We start from the raw sequence: 16,694 nt of genomic DNA on the forward strand, positions 1-16,694 counted from the left end.
ATGGAACAAAATGGTTTGAAGACGGGTGTCTTCCAACCATTTTGTCAACAGTCTGGAGGATGTGATTGTTCGTCACATCCTTTTTTGTTGGAGTAAATCAATTAGTAAGTGTACAAGTTTGTTGTTTTCCATTGTCGGTGAGTAAAGATAAGAAAATGTTCGATAAAAAGGAGAATGTTTGACGTAAACAATCGATAGGTTTTTATCATTCAATTCCTGTTCGATGACATGACGCGAAAGGAGGGCTAAACCGTTTCCATGCATTAACGTCTCTTTTATTCCTTGATTGCTACTAATAATCATCAGTGATTTTACTTTTAGTCCATTTGAACGAATAAAATGGTTAAAATATTCACGTGTGCCAGACCCTAATTCGCGTGTAATCCATAGTTGGTTTTGTAAATCGTTTATCGATACTTCCTGTTTGTGAGCGAGAGGATGATCATTAGATGCAACGATGACTAGCTCATCTTGCATGAATGGGTACACCACAAGCTCTTTTTCATTTGTTTGACCTTCAATTAAACCGATATGTGTTTGATACGTACGAACGAGCTCTACAATTTCTTTTGTATTGCCGATGATGACTTCCAATTGTAATTCTGGATAATCGTTTTGTAAGGCGCATAAAAAGGTAGGTAGCACATATTCCCCGATCGTAAAACTAGCCCCAATTTTTAATGTTCCTTTCACACAGTCGTGATGTTCTAAAATATCTTGTTTCGTTTGTTCGTATAACGTGATCATTTTTTTGGCTCGATCATAAAGCAATTCTCCCGTTGGTGTCATTTGTAGCTCTTTTGGTGAACGAATAAATAGTTTTGTTTGAAACTCTTTTTCTAAATTTTTAATGTGCAAGCTTACACTCGGTTGAGATAAATGAAGAATGTCTGCTGTTTTTGTGAAATTTTTCACCTCGGCTAATGTAATAAATGTTTTTAATTGTTCGTACATATCCCTCGCCCCCTTAATTATAAAAAAAATAAATAGTTCTGATAATTTATATTTATTTTACTAATTTTATTTTTTACGGTAAAGTCAAATAAAACATACTTGATTTATAGGAATAGTAGAAAAATGAGAGGTGAACAAGGTTGCCATTTCAAGTGACAAACAGTCCATTTAATGAAGAACAAGTTGAGCTCCTCAATCGGCTTTGGCCAACGTTAAATCCAGCACAAAAACTTTGGCTAAGCGGGTATTTAGCTGCAACCGAATCGGTCGGAGCGCTTCAACAAGAAGCACCTGTAACGAAGGAAGTGACCGTTCTTTATGGGTCGCAAACAGGAAACGCACAAAAATTGGCGGAAAAAGCAGGGGAGGTACTTAAACATCGCGGGTTTCATGTCACTGTTTCTTCGATGCTTGATTTTAAGCCGAGCGAGTTAAAAAAAATCGACACGCTACTGATTGTCGTCAGTACGTATGGTGAGGGAGAGCCACCGGACAATGCGCTATCGTTTTACGAATTTCTCCATAGCAAGCGCGCACCAAAACTCAAGCATCTTCGCTTTTCCGTGTTGGCGCTTGGCGATACGTCGTATGAGCATTTTTGCAAAACAGGAAAAGATTTTGATAAGCGGTTAGAAGAGTTAGGAGGCAAGCGTTTATACGAACGTATCGATTGTGACGTCGATTACGAAGAAGCAGCAGCGAAATGGCTTAATGGGGTGCTTAGCGAGTTAGATAAGCAAGGAGCAGTTTCCGTCGTAGCTCCACAGCCGACACAAGCACAGCCAACCGCGCTTTATTCACGAAAACATCCGTTCGAAGCGGAAGTATTAGAAAATATCAACTTAAATGGACGCGGCTCAAACAAAGAAACGCGACATATTGAATTATCGTTAGAAGGTTCTGGGCTTGTGTTTGAACCAGGCGATGCGCTTGGTGTTTTTCCGAAAAATGATCCAGAACTTGTCGATCTCATTATTCAAGAAATGAAATGGAATCCAGATACACCGGCTTCTGTTGAAGGAAAAGAAGAACCGTTACGCGAAGTGCTACTTTCCCGATTAGAAATTACGGTGCTAACCGAGCAATTATTGCAATCGCTTGCTTCATTTTCGCATAGCTCAGATTTTCACACGCTTCTTTCCGCTGAACAGGAGGCGAAGCGAAAAGACTATATAAAGGGGCGCGATGTATTGGATGTTCTCCGCGAGTTCGGTCCGTGGGAGATGACGCCAGGGCAGTTTGTTTCTTCCCTACGGAAGCTGCAGCCGCGCTTTTATTCCATTGCAAGCAGCTTATTAGCGTATCCAGAGGAAGTGCATATTACCGTTGGTGCGGTTCGCTACGAAGCGCACGGACGGTTACGGAAAGGAGTGTGTTCGACGTTTTGTGCGGAACGCCTGAACATTGGCGACAAGCTTTCGGTATTCGTTCATCAAAACCCGAACTTTAAACTGCCAAAAGATTCGAATACGCCAATTATTATGGTCGGACCAGGCACGGGGGTGGCGCCGTTCCGTGCCTTTATGCAAGAGCGGGAGGCAATTGGCGCGAAAGGGAAATCGTGGCTATTTTTTGGCGATCAACATTTCGTGACCGATTTCCTTTATCAAACGGAATGGCAAACGTGGCTGAAAAACGGCGTATTAACGAAAATGGATGTCGCGTTTTCGCGCGATACAAAAGAAAAAGTGTACGTCCAACATCGGATGCTTGAACATAGAAAAGAGTTGTTCCGATGGTTAGAAGAAGGGGCAGCCGTTTACGTTTGCGGTGACAAACAGAATATGGCGCGCGATGTTCATGAGACGCTTATCCATATTATTTCGAAAGAAGGAAACATGAGTAGCGAACAAGCGGAAGCGTATGTTGCCGACATGCAAAAACAAAAACGGTACCAACGCGACGTGTATTAAGGGGGATCGATATGAAAAAAATTGTATTGAAAGCACCAGATGGACCGCCAAGCGATGTTGAGCGGATTAAACGAGAAAGCAACTATTTGCGCGGAACGTTGAAAGAAACGATGGAAGATCGCATCACTGCCGGCATTCCAGAAGACGATAACCGGTTAATGAAATTTCATGGTAGCTATTTGCAAGATGATCGCGATTTAAGAGCAGAGCGGCAAAAACAAAAGTTAGAGCCAGCGTATCAATTTATGATTCGTGTTCGTACCCCAGGCGGCGTAGCCACACCTGAGCAGTGGCTTGCGATGGATGAACTAGCAAGAAAATACGCCAACGGGACATTAAAGCTTACAACACGGCAAGCGTTTCAGTTTCACGGCGTATTGAAATGGAACATGAAAAAAACGCTGCAAGCTATTAACGATGCTCTGCTTACAACGCTGGCAGCTTGTGGTGATGTGAATCGAAACGTCATGTGTAACCCAAATCCGTACCAGTCAGAAGTACATGCGGAAGTGTATGAATGGGCGAAAAGATTAAGCGATTATTTATTGCCGCAAACAAGGGCGTATTACGAAATTTGGTTAGATGAAGAAAAAGTTGCTGGAACACCAGAGGTAGAACAAGAACCGATTTATGGGCCGCTTTACTTGCCACGAAAATTTAAAATTGGTATCGCTGTTCCACCGTCAAACGATGTCGACGTGTTTTCGCAAGACCTTGGATTTATTGCGATTGTTGAACAAGGAAAGCTTATGGGATTTAATGTAGCGATCGGTGGCGGCATGGGAATGACGCACGGCGATCGCACGACATATCCGCAGCTCGCAAAAGTGATCGGTTTTTGTAAACCAGGACAAGTCATTGATGTGGCAGAAAAAGTCGTTACCATTCAGCGCGATTACGGCAATCGCTCCGTACGTAAACATGCTCGTTTTAAATATACGATTGATCGGCTTGGTTTGGATGCAGTAAAAGCAGAACTCGAACGTCGGCTTGGATGGAATTTAGAAGAAGCGCGCCCTTACTATTTCGAGCATAATGGGGATCGCTACGGTTGGGTCGAAGGGGTAAACGGAACGTGGCATTTTACGCTATTTGTCGAAGGTGGTCGGGTGAGAGATACGGATGATTATCTACTGATGACAGGATTGCGAGAAATTGCGAAAGTGCATACGGGCGATTTTCGCTTGACTGCGAATCAAAACTTAGTCATTGCGAACGTGCCAAGTGAGAAAAAAGAAGAAATGGATGCGCTTATTAAGCAATATAAATTAACAGATGGGAAACATTATAGTGCCCTTCGTCGTAACTCGCTAGCCTGTGTCGCTTTGCCAACGTGTGGATTAGCGATGGCAGAAGCCGAGAGATATTTGCCGACACTCATTGATAAAATTGAAGAAATTGTTGAGGAAAACGGGCTTCGCGATGAAGAAATCACGATTCGCATGACCGGCTGTCCGAATGGCTGTGCCCGTCATGTGCTTGGAGAAATTGCATTTATCGGCAAATCCGTTGGCAAATATAATATGTATCTCGGGGCTGCATTTGACGGCAGCCGTCTCGGCAAATTGTATCGGGAAAATATCGGAGAAAAAGAAATTTTATCTGAACTTCGTACGCTCCTTTCTCGGTACGCGAAAGAGCGATTGGATGGTGAACGTTTTGGCGACTTTGTCATTCGCGTCGGTATCGTAAAAGAAGTAACAGATGGAACAAACTTTCATGACTAAACAAATCGGCTTCCCGTTTTGGGGGCCGATTTGTTTGTAAAAAAGGATGATTTGAAACGATCGAGAATATAATAAAGGGGCAAATTTTATTTATAGAAAGGAGTCATTTACATGATTGTCATAACAACAAACAGCATTGAAGGAAAACAAATTGAACAATATCTCGGCTTAGTGTCTGGTGAGGTCATTTTAGGAGCTAACGTTGTCCGCGACTTTTTAGCGAGCATTACCGATATCATCGGTGGCCGAAGCGGAACATATGAAAGCAAGTTAGCTGAAGGTCGAGACATGGCTGTAGAAGAAATGGTAAAGAAAGCGCGCAATATGGGAGCGAATGCAGTCATTGGTGTCGATCTTGACTTTGAAACATTGCGCGATGGAATGATGATGTGCATCGCGACAGGTACAGCGGTGAAGTTGAAAGAATAGGGGGATGTGAGAAGAAGCTAAATCGGCTTCTTCTTTTTGCTTGATTTGAAGTGTGAATTTGTATATTATGTAATTAGAAATTTATCTAAATATCTATTTTTTTGAATGATATTTAGAAGTTTGTCTAAAAATCTAAAAGAAAGTGGGTGAAAGAAGATGTCATTTAACGAAGCATTTAAAGCGATTGCTGATCCGAATCGCAGGAAAATTTTATCACTATTAAAAAAAGGAGATTTAACAGCAGGGGAAATTGCTGAACATTTTGATATGCAAAAGCCGAGTGTGTCTCATCATTTAAAAATATTAAAACAAGCCGATTTAGTGGAAGATCGGCGCGTTGGACAACATATTTATTACTCATTAAACACAACGGTGTTCCAAGATTTAATGAGCTGGTTTTATGACATATTACAAAAAGAAGGTGATGAATCATGAAAAAGCACTTATTTATTATCATTCTCATTGCATGTAGCTATGTATTGAGTTTATTAGCCATCCCTTTTTTGCCGGATGAAGTGGCGATTCATTGGAATGTGGCTGGGGAAGCTGACGGCTTTACGAACAAATGGTGGGGCGCATTACTTTTTCCGATCTTTTTAACAGGAATTGTCTCCCTTATTCTTTTCTTGCCGAAGGTGGATCCACGCAAAGAAAACTACGAGAAATTTGAAAAAGTATATCGCATTTTTTTACATGTATTTGTTTTATTTTTATTTAGCATACATGTGGTGACGCTTGCGTATAATATCGGAATTCCTGTGCAAGTCGATGTCGTTGTGCCGATTGGAGTTGGAGTGTTGTTCATTGCCCTTGGAAATTATATGCCGAAAATTAAACCGAATTATTTTTTCGGTATTCGTACCCCTTGGACGCTAGAAAATGAAGAAGTTTGGCAAAAAACGCATCGTGTCGGAGGAAAAGTGTTTGTTATGATGGGTGTATTCATTATGCTTATGGTATTTGCAACAAGTGTATGGCGCTTTATTTTTCTGATGATCATTGTATTTGGTGGCACGATGTATTTGTTTATCCAGTCGTATTTATTTTCGCGTAAATGAAAGGAGAGATCGATTTGGTTGGGATGTTTGTTCAATTGTTTCTTTCTTTGATTGTTCCTTTCGCACTCATCATATATGGGCGAAAAAAAGGATGGCTCTCATGGAAAGCGTTCGGTGTCGGCTTGCTTATCTTTGTTTTATTTTCACAAGTGTTAGAGAAAGTTATGCATATGCTTGTAATAGATCCGAGTGGCACATCGTTAAAAGGAATAAGTAGCGTTTGGGCGTTTGTCGCTTACGGCGCTTTAGCAGCTGGAGTGTTTGAAGAGATAGGAAGATATGTAGGGTTTCGTTTCATGTTAAAAAACAATCGGGCATACGGGGATGGATTATCATTCGGTTTAGGACATGGAGGAATGGAAGCTGTGCTTATTGGTGCTTTTAGCGCCGTAAATATGATGGTCATTTCTCATCTCGTGCAAACAGGTCAGTTTGAGCAAATTGCTTCCTCTCTCCCTGCTACACAAGTGGAGATGCTCAAAACCATGTTAAATCAGCCTGATTGGATGTATGTATTAGGTGGTATCGAGCGAACATTTGCGATAGCGATCCATGTTGCGCTTTCTCTTCTTGTTTTATATGGAGTTCGGAAAGGACAATTTCGTTACGTGATGTATGCGATTTTCATTCATGCATTAATTGATGTGGTCCCTGCGTTATATCAAGTAAAAATTATTTCAAATGTTTGGATTGTAGAAACGATTCTTGCTTTCATTGCAATCGCTTCGCTCGTCTTCATTCAACGGATAGCAGAAAAGTTTCATTAAAAAAGTTTTAAAAAACATATTGCATCGAAACGCGTTTCATACCTTATGCTCGTGTCAAAGGCATGAGGGAGGGAGAAACGATGGGAATCTTTTTTATTTTCATGTTGTGCGCTGTTGAGTTAATCGGAGCGCAGTTCGCCATAGAAGTAATTTCGAAACGGAAGTAAAAAGGGAGGATGGACAAATGAAACAAATAAACATTGGTAACTCTGGCCTAATAGCCTCAGAAATTGTGTTAGGGTGTATGCGAATTTCGGAAATGTCTGTTTCTGAGCTATCGCGGTATATAGACGAAGCGCTTGAAGCAGGAATTACGATGTTTGACCATGCAGATATTTATGGAAAAGGACGTTGTGAAGAGTTGTTTGGTGAAGTGCTTGCTTCTCGACCACATTTGCGCAAACGCATCCACATTCAAAGCAAATGTTCGATTCGCGATGGCTATTATGACTTGTCAAAAGAGCATATTTTAACATCTGTCGACGGCATATTGAAGCGACTTCAAACCGATTATTTAGACATGTTACTTTTACACCGACCGGATACGCTGATGGAACCGGAAGAAGTAGCAGAGGCGTTTGACCGTCTATATGCCAGCGGAAAAGTTCGTCATTTCGGGGTGAGCAACTTCAATAGTATGCAAATCGAGCTATTGCAAGCATACATTAAACAGCCGATTATCGCGAATCAAATGCAGTTCAGTATTATGCATGCGAATTTAGTGACAAGCGGCATTCAAGCGAATACGCTATTTGACGGAGCGCCGAACCGCGACGGACATATTTTAGAATATTGTCGCCTAAAAAATATCACCATCCAAGCGTGGTCTCCGTTCCAATACGGCTTTTTCGAAGGAGTGTTTATTGACAACGAGAAATTTCCGGAAGTTAATGAAGTACTCGGACGGCTAGCGGAGGAAAAAGGAGTAAGCAAGTCAGCGATTGCTGTCGCTTGGATTTTGCGCCATCCAGCGAACATGCAAGTGATCGTTGGCACAACAAACTCTGCTCGCTTAAAAGACATTTGCCAAGCAAGTCACGTGCAACTCTCTCGACAAGAATGGTACGAAATCTACCGTGCGGCAGGTCATCGGTTGCCGTAATGACGAAAACACTTTTTTGGCGATTGCTGAAAAAGTGTTTTTTCATTACTTAAATTCTATATTCTTTTCATTTCATTTAGCTCGTAAAGTATGAGAAGCAATCGAAAATACAAAAAGCACGTACACGCCCAAGGCGAAAAAGCAAATCGAACAATTTACATCATTCGGTTGGGACAAGCTACCGATTTGCATGGCAAAGACGCAATATTCGCTTTCTGACGACCCAACAAAACTTGGTCGTCCGACGACGGATTTCACGATTACAGTGCGCGAATTCAAACCGTCGATTGGCGCTGGTTTTCTCGTTGCCTTAACAGGAGATGTCATGACGATGCTAGGGCTGCCGAAACATCCAGCGGCGCTTCAGATGGATGTTGATGACTACGGAAACGCGCGTGGACTTTTTTAAGCAAGCAATGAGATGTAAAAAAGCGTCTTATCAGTTCGATAGGACGCTTTTTTTATAAATGAGCAAAAAAATTGAAAGATTGGTAGAAGGTATTATAATGTAAATATTCCATTTGTTTTTTATAGGGAGAGAGGAAGATGCAAGCAAATGTTGAACAACGTACAAATATGCAAACTGTCGTGTATCCGATTTTAATTTCCATTAGTATTGGTCATTTATTGAATGACGCGATGCAAGCTGTTGTTCCGGCTTTATTTCCGATTTTAGAGTCGTCAATGAAATTGTCCTATACACAAATTGGTTGGATTGCATTTACGCTGAATATGACTTCTTCTATTTTACAGCCGGTTGTCGGATTGTTTTCCGACCGCTATCCATCGCCGAGTTTTTTGCCGCTCGGCATGGGAGCGAGCATGTTAGGGATGATCGGGTTGGCGTTTGCGCCTAATTTTTTCTTTGTTTTATTGTCCGTTTTATTTATCGGATTAGGATCAGCTGTATTTCACCCAGAAGGTTCGCGTGTCGTTTATTTTGCTGCGCGGGCGAGAAGGGGATTCGCACAATCCATTTACCAACTCGGTGGCAATACAGGGAATGCCCTTGCTCCGCTATTTACAGCACTGATTTTTGTTCCATTTGGTCAAAAGGGAGCAAGTTGGTTTGTCATTGTTGCGGCGTTAGGAATGGCTGTTTTATTTTGGGTGTCAAAATGGTACGCTCTTCAGTTGCATCAACTGAAAAATCGTCCGAACAGAACAATAGAAGGAAAGAAGCATGCAAGCAAACGAATTATATTTGCCCTCGTTCTTCTCGTGTTGCTAGTATTTGCACGTTCGTGGTATTATGCAGGAATTTCAAATTATTATCAATTTTATTTAACGAAATATTATCATATTTCGATTCGTGAAGCGCAGCTTTATTTGTTTGTTTTTATGATTGCAGGGGCAATCGGTACCGTTTTTGGCGGTCCGCTTGCTGATCGATTTGGGAGACGAAATTTAATTTTTGCATCCACGCTTGGTACGGCACCGTTTGCACTCATTTTGCCATATGTGCCGCTTCATTTTGTTTTGCCAATTGTTTTTGTCACAGGCTTCATTTTATCGTCTAGTTTCGCTACTTTTGTTGTTTATGCACAAGAGTTACTTCCAGGAAATGTCGGGATGGCTTCTGGATTAATTGTTGGTCTCGCATTTGGAATGGGAGCGCTTGGAGCAGTTGCACTTGGCAAAATCGCAGATGTGTATACGCTAAAAACACTTATGGTCATGTGTAGCTTTCTTCCTTTGTTTGGCGTGTTGACATTTTGGTTGCCGAAAGATGTACGTGTTGCTCAGTAAAATCTAGCTTGCCCGTTTTCATGGGCAAGCTGGCAACTACGGTAAGTCGATAAGCATAAAACGGCTGTTTATGTTCGCTGTTATGTGCAATTGTGTGATATCTGTTATACGAGCGGCATCACGACGTTGTAAAATCGTATCATCATTTAACACAAGTTCTCCCTCAATCACAAACACATACATTCGACGTCCTTGTTGTTGGTGAAATGTAAGTTGTTTGTTATTTTCTAAATCGGATAAATACATGGTTAGATCTTGGTGAATGTAGGCAACTTGCTCACCGGCTTGTTTTTTTGAAACAATAGGCAATAAGCGATTTTTCATTTTTGCAATATCATATGAAACTTGTTCGTATGCTGGGGTAAGACCGTACGTTTCAGGTAAAAACCAAAGCTGTAGAAGGTTGACTTCGTCGGTAGTAGACGGATTCATTTCTGAATGTACAATGCCTGTTCCAGCTGTCATTCGTTGTACTTCACCAAATGAGATGATGCGATGATTACCAAGATTATCGCGATGTTCGAGCTGTCCTTTTAAGACGACTGTCACAATTTCCATTTCCTGATGAGGATGTGCGCCAAAGCCACGTTGTGGCGCGATGATATCATCGTTAAATACGCGTAATGGACCAAAGTTCATATTTTTTCGATCAAAATATTCAGCAAATGAAAAGCTAAAATAACTTTGTAACCAACCGTGGTTCGATTCAAAGCGTTCATGTGCACGATATACGTGAATCATTGAAAAATCCCCTTCCTTATTTCATGAGTGCATCAAGTGAATAGTCGCCTGCACCGATAAGAGCAATGCCAATCACAACGACAATTAAAATAAAATTGTACTCAAATCCATTTTGTGTAATCCAAAATCCATTTGGTGCATGTACTTTTACAATGGCAACGAACATCGTTGCGGCGATTAACAAAGCTGCAAATGGGGTGAACAACCCAAGCGCAAACAATAACCCTCCAACGAACTCAGCTAATCCAGCAATGAGGGCCATTGTCACCCCGGGCTTTAGTCCAATAGATTCAAGCCATCCTCCCGTTCCTTTTAAGCCATATCCTCCAAACCATCCGAATAATTTTTGAGCACCGTGACCCATAAAAGTTAAACCGACAGCTAGACGAATAAGTAAAATACCGATGTGCATCATAATCATTTCTCCTTTCGTATATCTTGATTTCAAGATAAAAGTTGTGCGATAGGCCTTTAAAAAGGCGCTAATGAAAGACCTATCTTTTTGAGCAAGTGAATCGCCATTTCTTTTTCATCTGTGGATAAAGATTGGAAAATCTCCGTCATTTTCTGTGCGTGCTGTGGGAAAATGTGATCCATTAGTGCTTTTCCTTCTTCTGTAATGACAGCGTACGTAATGCGGCGGTCCTTTTCACAACGTTGCCGGACGATATATCCTTTTTCTTCGAGTTTGTCGATGACGTATGTCATGCTTCCGCTTGTCAGCAAAATTTTATCACCGATTTGCTGGATCGGCTGCGCTCCTTTATGATACAACAAATCAAGAACGCCAAACTCCGTTGGATTTAGTCCGTAACGTTGAATGTCATGTTTTACATGTTCCGACACCGCCTTATGTGCTCTAGAAAGGACAATAAATAATTTTAATGATAATGTTTGATCGTTTTGGCTCATATGCATCAACCTTTATCTTGATTTCAAGATAATTATAAACTTACGAAAAGTAAGTTGTCAACGATTAATATGTCATCGGGATGCAAAGAGAAAGAAGGTGTCAGTGATTCCGACACCTTCTTGAATTTTTTGTGATAAATGACTATACCTAAATAAAGAGGGGTTTTCTAAGATATTTGTTAAATGTCATTTTCCGCGTAGAATACGTGGAAATAAAATGTTATTTTCTAAATGAATATGAGTAAATAAATCATTCTCCAATGCTTCAAGGCGATTGTACACTAGTCGATACGTTCCGCAAGCGTCGACGGGAAGAGTAAAGTCGTTTGTCACTTCTCGAATACGTTTAATTATATCACCCGCACGTTCATGTTCAGCTGTAAGCTCTTCAATTGCTAGTCTCATTATTTGCTCGTTTTCTTTTGTCGGAGATGTTTCAAATTGTATAATAAGCGGAAATACATCTTTTTCTTCCTTCATCAGATGTTGCTCTAGCTCAATTTTTAACTCATGAAACAATCGGTGCACTTGAATTAAGTGCGGCTGTGTCGGACCATGAACGCGTGCTACTTTTGTTACATATGGAGTAAGTTGAGGCAATTCTTCTAATAAAAATTGATGATGTGTTTGAATAATGTGATCGATTAACTCTTTGTATGAAACTTCTAACCAATTTTTTTCTACCTTTTCAAGCGATTTTTCATACATTGATTGTAGCTCGTTTAAAATTGTTTCTATATCTAATTGCTTTTCAGTGACCACATCAGATAAAGAGCGATTTCCACCACAACAAAAATCAATTTTATATGCTCTAAACAAATCGCCCGCTTTTGGAAATATAGCTACAATTTCACCAACTGTTGATTGTGCGGTAAATAATTTTTTCATCGTTTTCACCCTCCGAAATGGATTTATATCACAATGTAATCATATCTCTTTTTTTAGTTGATTGTTGTGATGATCGTCACATGATCATTGTGATTTTGAAAAAGCTGTGACAAACAGTAAGAGGATATTGAGTGTGAATGAATCATTTTCCATATATCTTTTGGAATGTTGAGCGTCATATCGTTTGAGAGATTTTCCAACAATTAGATAATGATAGATTAATAAATCTCTGCTAGTCTTGTAAGCGAGCAACAGACTAGGAGGGATAACATGAGGAAATTACTAGCACTTGCTTCTCTGTTTGTAGCTACCATCTTTGTCTCAACAACTGAAACTTTTGCGCAAACGACAGTTCATTATGTCAAGCAAGGGGAGACGTTTTGGACGATCGCAAAACATTACAATGTTCCATTGCTAGAGTTACAACGAATCAATCAAAAACAAACAGATGTTTTATTTGTTGGAGAAACGCTACGCATCCCGCAACCTATTTCTCAAGCTGATAAAGATTTATTGGCCCGTCTTGTTCATGCAGAAGCAAAAGGGGAACCATATGCAGGGAAAGTGGCGGTGGCAACGGTCGTTTTGAACCGTGTCGATCATCCGAGTTTTCCAAATACGATTCGCCAAGTCATTTATGATCGTTCCGGAGGATATTACGCATTTACTCCTGTACAAAATGGTGAAATTAATAAGCCGGCAGATCGTGAAGCATATCGAGCGGTCGAAGAAGCCATTGCTTTTCGCGGTTTAGGAAGTGGTTCATTATATTTTTACAATCCAAAAACGGCGAAAAGCGAATGGATCCGTTCACGTCAAGTGACAGTTATTATTGGAAATCATGTATTTGCGAAATAAAAGGTTTATTTCATATGATTGAAGCGAAAGGTGTCCCCAAAGTTTTTGGGACACCTTTTTACTTCTTATTTTCTTTCAAACGTCCTTCGCGTTTTGCTGCTTCACGAAGTAAAAATTCGATATGAGCATTCACGCTTCGAAATTCATCTTGTGCCCAGCGTTCGATGATTTCATACAACTTTGGATCAATTCGTAGCGGGAAGTTTTTTTTCTTTGTCATTTCGTATTCACCGTCAGTATAACGTTCCAGCATTGATGACAGGCTGTGCTCCACGATCAGAAATGATTGCTACCATTAAATTATTAACCATATTAGCCTTTCTTTCTTCATCTAATTGTAAGTGAGCCTCTTTGTCAAGTTGTTCAATTGCCATTTTCGCCATTGAAACAGCCCCTTCGACAATTTTTTTCCGTGCTGCTAAAATGGCGGCAGCTTGTTGGCGTTGTAACATGGCACTTGCGATTTCTGTTGAGTAAGCCAAGTGTGTTAGACGTGCTTCGATAACTTCAACACCAGCAACCCCCAACCGCTCTTGTAGCTCTTTTGCTAATACTTCTGAAACAATATCGGCATTTCCACGAAGTGAAATATCTTCAGTTTCAAATGTGTCATATGGGTATTTTGTTGCGACGTGACGAATGGCTGTTTCACTCTGAATTTCAACGAATTGTTCATAGTGATCTACATCAAACATCGCCTTTGCTGAATCAACGACTTTAAAAACGACGACAGCTGCAATTTCAATCGGGTTTCCTTCAATGTCATTTACTTTTAGCTTTGCGCTATTAAAGTTGCGAACACGTAATGAAACGGTTTTGCGAACGCTAAGTGGGACAGTTAGAAATAAACCGCTATCACGAATAGTCCCGATATATTTCCCGAAAAAGATGACGACTTTTGCTTGATTAGGCTGAACCATTGTCATCCCTGTTGATAATAGGAAAGCAAGAAAAATAAACGAAATCGGAAGAACAAGTTCCAGCTCCATAAAAAATCGCCAAACAGCACCTGCGAGCAACACGATGATGAAAAATAAAGCGAGAAAACCATTTACATACCATGCTTTTGTTTCTTTCACGTTTTTCCCTCCTAACATCATAAAGATATTTTTATGATATCATATTTTCTATTATATGTAAATGTATTTTAATTGACTAACCAGTCAAAGCTCTATATAATGGAATTGACTTATTAGTCAATAAATAAGTGATGCCGGGGAGGCGGAATAATGGGCATTGTTGATGTTAAACAATTAACGAAAATGTACAAAAACAATCGAGGGATTGACGGTGTTACATTTTCAATTGAGGAAGGAGAAATTTTTGGGTTTATTGGCCCAAATGGAGCAGGAAAAAGCACAACGATTCGCACATTACTAAACTTCATCTATCCAACGAGCGGTAGTGCTACAATTTTCGGAAAAGATATTGTGAAAGATGCAAAAGAAATTCGGAGATATGTCGGCTACTTACCTTCTGAAGTGCATTATTATGACGATATGAAAGTAATTGATTTACTGACGTATTCTGCAGCATTTTACAAAGTATCAGATCGACGATTAAAACAGTTAGCCGAACGACTTGATTTAGATATGTATAAAAAAATTGAAGATTTATCATTTGGAAATCGAAAAAAAGTCGGTATCGTTCAGGCGCTTTTACACGAGCCGAAATTATTAATTTTAGATGAACCAACAGGTGGATTAGATCCGCTTATGCAGCATACATTTTTTGAACTTCTTTTGGAAGAACGGAAAAAAGGAGTGACGATTTTCTTCTCCTCGCACATTCTTTCCGAAGTACAAAAACTTTGCGATCGTGTAGCAATTATTAAAGAAGGAAAATTAATTCAAGTGGAAACGATTGAACATTTAACGAAAAACCATTTGAAACATGTGACGATCGTGTTTGAAGAAGGGCAACATATGACCTTTGATTTGGCGGGTGTTGTAAACAAAGAAGTGAAAGGCAATGAGATGACGATGCTATATAAAGGAGATATGAATGAACTGATCGCCCTATTGTACAGCTTGCGCATAAAAGATGTGTCGATTAGCGAGCCATCTTTAGAAGATGTGTTTATGCACTATTACGAAAAGTGAGGGATGGACGATGTTTAAACGTGAATGGAAGAGAAACGCAAAATCTTTAATGATTTGGAGTATCGTACTTGGTGGTCTTGTGTTTTTGACATTAAGCATTTTCCCACAGTTTGCGGAGCAGCAAAAAGAAGTAACAAAACTTCTTCAATCATTGCCGCCAGCGATGATTAAGGCGTTTGGGATGGATCAACTAAGCATGGGCGATTTAACCGGGTATTACGGTGTTCGTGTATATATGATGACGACGTTACTCGGTAGTGTTTATGCAGCGATGTTAGCTGCCAACATCGTTGCAAAAGAGGAAAACGATAAAACGATTGAATTTTTACTCGCTAAACCGATAACAAGGAGAGAAATTTTAACGAATAAATGGCTTGTTGTGGTGGTGAATATCCTTATTTTAAATGCGGTTTCTTTGCTCGTTAGTTTGATTGGTTTTCAAATGGCTAAAGAATACGATGTTTCATTAAAAGCCATTTATTTATTGACGTTAGCAACTGTATTCCTTCACTTTACGTTTGCGTCCATAGCATTTTTCTTATCAACGATGATGCGTAAAACGAGAAATGCATCATCATTTGCCCTTGGACTTGTCTTTGTTACTTATTTTATGAATATGATGTCAAGTATTTCTGAAGATTTATCGTTTTTAAAATATGTGAGTCCGTTTAAATATGTCGATGCGGCACCGATTATTAATGAGCTTGAAATTGATCCATTATATATGGTCTTAATGATTGTGATCATTAGTATAAGTATTGTTTCAGCATATATCATTTATAAAAAGAAAGATATTGTCGTGTAAGGGTGATTTTATTGTACGAAGTGTTTGAGAGGCAACCAGAAGAAAAAAAGAAACTCATTATTCGTGTAGCAATTGAAGAATTTGCTGAACATGGATACGATAAAGCGTCAACTGATGTCATGACAAGCCGAGTCGGCATATCGAAAGGATTGTTGTTTCATTATTTCAAAAGCAAAAAAAATTTATATGTATATGTTGTTCATTATGCAAAAGAACTGTTGACTGAAAAGACGATGAAAGCAGTTAAGGAACTACAATGTGAAGATTTTTTTGAGCGGATGAAACAAATTTTGATTGTAAAACAGCAAGTATTTACGCAATATCCGAACGAAGCACAATTAATGATAGATGCTGTAACAAATCCACCGAAAGAAGTAAAACAAGAAATCGAACAATTACTTGCGAAACATTACGAAACGTATGGTGAAGATTTTTTGTTACAGCATGTTTTTTTGAAAGAACTTCTTAAAAAAGAAAAACTACGTGACGGTATATGTGCTGATGCGGTTGTACGTATGATGATGATGATCATTGAACAACTGTCGAATAAATACATGCAATTGTATAAAAATAAACAACATGATCCAATCCAACACGGGAATTTGCTCGTGCAAGAGCTAGATGAATATGTGAATATTATAAAATATGGAGTTTACAAGTGAGGCGGGAAAAGTCCCGCCTTTATTCAT

At 39.7% G+C, this 16,694-nt stretch carries 19 protein-coding genes and 1 pseudogene; 13 read left to right on the forward strand and 7 right to left on the reverse strand.

The window, feature by feature from the left end; genetic code table 11:
- Positions 1-72: 72 nt before the first annotated feature.
- Positions 73-954, reverse strand: coding sequence for a LysR family transcriptional regulator (locus tag CS060_RS05615; RefSeq protein WP_099668765.1), 882 nt, complete (start codon positions 952-954; stop codon positions 73-75).
- Positions 955-1,094: 140 nt separating this feature from the next.
- Between CS060_RS05615 and CS060_RS05620 the strand changes: the two genes are divergently transcribed.
- From CS060_RS05620 to CS060_RS05660, 9 genes and pseudogenes are all read left to right on the forward strand, one after another.
- Positions 1,095-2,867: an assimilatory sulfite reductase (NADPH) flavoprotein subunit gene (locus CS060_RS05620; protein ID WP_035046642.1), complete on the forward strand. Its 1,773-nt coding sequence runs from the start codon at positions 1,095-1,097 to the stop codon at positions 2,865-2,867.
- Between the two features lie 11 nt (positions 2,868-2,878).
- Complete coding sequence (gene cysI / locus CS060_RS05625) at positions 2,879-4,594, forward strand: assimilatory sulfite reductase (NADPH) hemoprotein subunit (protein WP_099668766.1); 1,716 nt, start codon at positions 2,879-2,881, stop codon at positions 4,592-4,594.
- A gap of 111 nt (positions 4,595-4,705) precedes the next feature.
- The gene (locus tag CS060_RS05630) at positions 4,706-5,023 is read left to right on the forward strand and encodes a YbjQ family protein (protein ID WP_035046643.1); all 318 of its coding nucleotides are present in this window, start codon (positions 4,706-4,708) and stop codon (positions 5,021-5,023) included.
- Between the two features lie 156 nt (positions 5,024-5,179).
- Positions 5,180-5,458, forward strand: a complete 279-nt coding sequence (locus CS060_RS05635) for an autorepressor SdpR family transcription factor (protein ID WP_003397448.1) — start codon at positions 5,180-5,182, stop codon at positions 5,456-5,458.
- The gene (locus CS060_RS05640; RefSeq protein WP_099668767.1) at positions 5,455-6,081 is read left to right on the forward strand and encodes an SdpI family protein; all 627 of its coding nucleotides are present in this window, start codon (positions 5,455-5,457) and stop codon (positions 6,079-6,081) included. The genes CS060_RS05635 and CS060_RS05640 overlap by 4 nt, the downstream gene beginning before the upstream one ends.
- Positions 6,078-6,848: a YhfC family intramembrane metalloprotease gene (locus tag CS060_RS05645; RefSeq protein WP_035046644.1), complete on the forward strand. Its 771-nt coding sequence runs from the start codon at positions 6,078-6,080 to the stop codon at positions 6,846-6,848. The genes CS060_RS05640 and CS060_RS05645 overlap by 4 nt, the downstream gene beginning before the upstream one ends.
- A gap of 184 nt (positions 6,849-7,032) precedes the next feature.
- Complete coding sequence (locus CS060_RS05650; protein ID WP_035046645.1) at positions 7,033-7,950, forward strand: aldo/keto reductase; 918 nt, start codon at positions 7,033-7,035, stop codon at positions 7,948-7,950.
- A 121-nt stretch (positions 7,951-8,071) separates the two neighbouring features.
- Positions 8,072-8,359 (forward strand): annotated as a pseudogene (locus tag CS060_RS05655) (formate--tetrahydrofolate ligase); the annotation flags it as partial.
- A gap of 137 nt (positions 8,360-8,496) precedes the next feature.
- A complete protein-coding gene (locus CS060_RS05660; protein ID WP_035047483.1) occupies positions 8,497-9,699 on the forward strand; it encodes an MFS transporter in 1,203 nt (400 codons plus the stop codon).
- 36 nt (positions 9,700-9,735) lie between these two features.
- On the opposite strand, the gene CS060_RS05665 is transcribed toward CS060_RS05660, so the two are convergent.
- The 4 genes from CS060_RS05665 to ric all read right to left on the reverse strand — a co-directional run bounded on the left by CS060_RS05665 (position 9,736) and on the right by ric (position 12,240).
- Positions 9,736-10,440: a pirin family protein gene (locus tag CS060_RS05665; protein WP_035047480.1), complete on the reverse strand. Its 705-nt coding sequence runs from the start codon at positions 10,438-10,440 to the stop codon at positions 9,736-9,738.
- A gap of 16 nt (positions 10,441-10,456) precedes the next feature.
- Positions 10,457-10,855, reverse strand: coding sequence for a DoxX family protein (locus CS060_RS05670; protein ID WP_035047478.1), 399 nt, complete (start codon positions 10,853-10,855; stop codon positions 10,457-10,459).
- Between the two features lie 56 nt (positions 10,856-10,911).
- Positions 10,912-11,352, reverse strand: coding sequence for a MarR family winged helix-turn-helix transcriptional regulator (locus CS060_RS05675; protein ID WP_035047476.1), 441 nt, complete (start codon positions 11,350-11,352; stop codon positions 10,912-10,914).
- Positions 11,353-11,538: 186 nt separating this feature from the next.
- Positions 11,539-12,240 carry an iron-sulfur cluster repair di-iron protein gene (ric, locus tag CS060_RS05680; protein ID WP_035047474.1) on the reverse strand — a complete coding sequence of 234 codons (702 nt, stop codon included), beginning with the start codon at positions 12,238-12,240 and terminating at the stop codon, positions 11,539-11,541.
- 270 nt (positions 12,241-12,510) lie between these two features.
- On the opposite strand from ric, the gene CS060_RS05685 reads away from it, so the two are divergent.
- Positions 12,511-13,098, forward strand: a complete 588-nt coding sequence (locus tag CS060_RS05685) for a cell wall hydrolase (RefSeq protein ID WP_035047472.1) — start codon at positions 12,511-12,513, stop codon at positions 13,096-13,098.
- Between the two features lie 58 nt (positions 13,099-13,156).
- Here CS060_RS05685 and CS060_RS05690 read toward each other — a convergent pair whose 3' ends face one another.
- Together CS060_RS05690 and CS060_RS05695 are read right to left on the reverse strand one after the other, a co-directional pair.
- The gene (locus CS060_RS05690; protein WP_003397421.1) at positions 13,157-13,318 is read right to left on the reverse strand and encodes a type II toxin-antitoxin system antitoxin; all 162 of its coding nucleotides are present in this window, start codon (positions 13,316-13,318) and stop codon (positions 13,157-13,159) included.
- Positions 13,319-13,331: 13 nt separating this feature from the next.
- Positions 13,332-14,177: an SPFH domain-containing protein gene (locus tag CS060_RS05695; RefSeq protein ID WP_035047471.1), complete on the reverse strand. Its 846-nt coding sequence runs from the start codon at positions 14,175-14,177 to the stop codon at positions 13,332-13,334.
- 150 nt (positions 14,178-14,327) lie between these two features.
- On the opposite strand from CS060_RS05695, the gene CS060_RS05700 reads away from it, so the two are divergent.
- The 3 genes from CS060_RS05700 to CS060_RS05710 are packed head-to-tail and all read left to right on the forward strand — an operon-like array spanning position 14,328 to position 16,667.
- Positions 14,328-15,200, forward strand: coding sequence for an ABC transporter ATP-binding protein (locus CS060_RS05700; protein WP_035047469.1), 873 nt, complete (start codon positions 14,328-14,330; stop codon positions 15,198-15,200).
- Between the two features lie 10 nt (positions 15,201-15,210).
- Positions 15,211-16,005 carry an ABC transporter permease gene (locus CS060_RS05705; protein WP_035047467.1) on the forward strand — a complete coding sequence of 265 codons (795 nt, stop codon included), beginning with the start codon at positions 15,211-15,213 and terminating at the stop codon, positions 16,003-16,005.
- 11 nt (positions 16,006-16,016) lie between these two features.
- Positions 16,017-16,667 carry a TetR/AcrR family transcriptional regulator gene (locus CS060_RS05710; protein ID WP_099668768.1) on the forward strand — a complete coding sequence of 217 codons (651 nt, stop codon included), beginning with the start codon at positions 16,017-16,019 and terminating at the stop codon, positions 16,665-16,667.
- Positions 16,668-16,694: the final 27 nt, after the last annotated feature.

This window comes from Anoxybacillus flavithermus (genome assembly GCF_002742685.1).
In the GTDB taxonomy this organism is placed as follows: domain Bacteria; phylum Bacillota; class Bacilli; order Bacillales; family Anoxybacillaceae; genus Anoxybacillus; species Anoxybacillus flavithermus_E.

What these genes read in the sequence shown, in the direction of transcription:
- CS060_RS05630 (WP_035046643.1), top strand. Translation starts at nt 4,706, where the DNA reads ATGATTGTCATAACAACAAACAGCATTGAAGGAAAACAAATTGAACAA.
- CS060_RS05615 (WP_099668765.1), bottom strand. Translation starts at nt 954, where the DNA reads ATGTACGAACAATTAAAAACATTTATTACATTAGCCGAGGTGAAAAAT.
- CS060_RS05635 (WP_003397448.1), top strand. Translation starts at nt 5,180, where the DNA reads ATGTCATTTAACGAAGCATTTAAAGCGATTGCTGATCCGAATCGCAGG.
- CS060_RS05660 (WP_035047483.1), top strand. Translation starts at nt 8,497, where the DNA reads ATGCAAGCAAATGTTGAACAACGTACAAATATGCAAACTGTCGTGTAT.
- ric (WP_035047474.1), bottom strand. Translation starts at nt 12,240, where the DNA reads ATGAAAAAATTATTTACCGCACAATCAACAGTTGGTGAAATTGTAGCT.
- CS060_RS05650 (WP_035046645.1), top strand. Translation starts at nt 7,033, where the DNA reads ATGAAACAAATAAACATTGGTAACTCTGGCCTAATAGCCTCAGAAATT.
- CS060_RS05675 (WP_035047476.1), bottom strand. Translation starts at nt 11,352, where the DNA reads ATGAGCCAAAACGATCAAACATTATCATTAAAATTATTTATTGTCCTT.
- CS060_RS05690 (WP_003397421.1), bottom strand. Translation starts at nt 13,318, where the DNA reads ATGACAAAGAAAAAAAACTTCCCGCTACGAATTGATCCAAAGTTGTAT.
- CS060_RS05670 (WP_035047478.1), bottom strand. Translation starts at nt 10,855, where the DNA reads ATGATGCACATCGGTATTTTACTTATTCGTCTAGCTGTCGGTTTAACT.
- CS060_RS05705 (WP_035047467.1), top strand. Translation starts at nt 15,211, where the DNA reads ATGTTTAAACGTGAATGGAAGAGAAACGCAAAATCTTTAATGATTTGG.
- CS060_RS05645 (WP_035046644.1), top strand. Translation starts at nt 6,078, where the DNA reads ATGAAAGGAGAGATCGATTTGGTTGGGATGTTTGTTCAATTGTTTCTT.
- CS060_RS05700 (WP_035047469.1), top strand. Translation starts at nt 14,328, where the DNA reads ATGGGCATTGTTGATGTTAAACAATTAACGAAAATGTACAAAAACAAT.
- CS060_RS05685 (WP_035047472.1), top strand. Translation starts at nt 12,511, where the DNA reads ATGAGGAAATTACTAGCACTTGCTTCTCTGTTTGTAGCTACCATCTTT.
- cysI (WP_099668766.1), top strand. Translation starts at nt 2,879, where the DNA reads ATGAAAAAAATTGTATTGAAAGCACCAGATGGACCGCCAAGCGATGTT.
- CS060_RS05665 (WP_035047480.1), bottom strand. Translation starts at nt 10,440, where the DNA reads ATGATTCACGTATATCGTGCACATGAACGCTTTGAATCGAACCACGGT.
- CS060_RS05640 (WP_099668767.1), top strand. Translation starts at nt 5,455, where the DNA reads ATGAAAAAGCACTTATTTATTATCATTCTCATTGCATGTAGCTATGTA.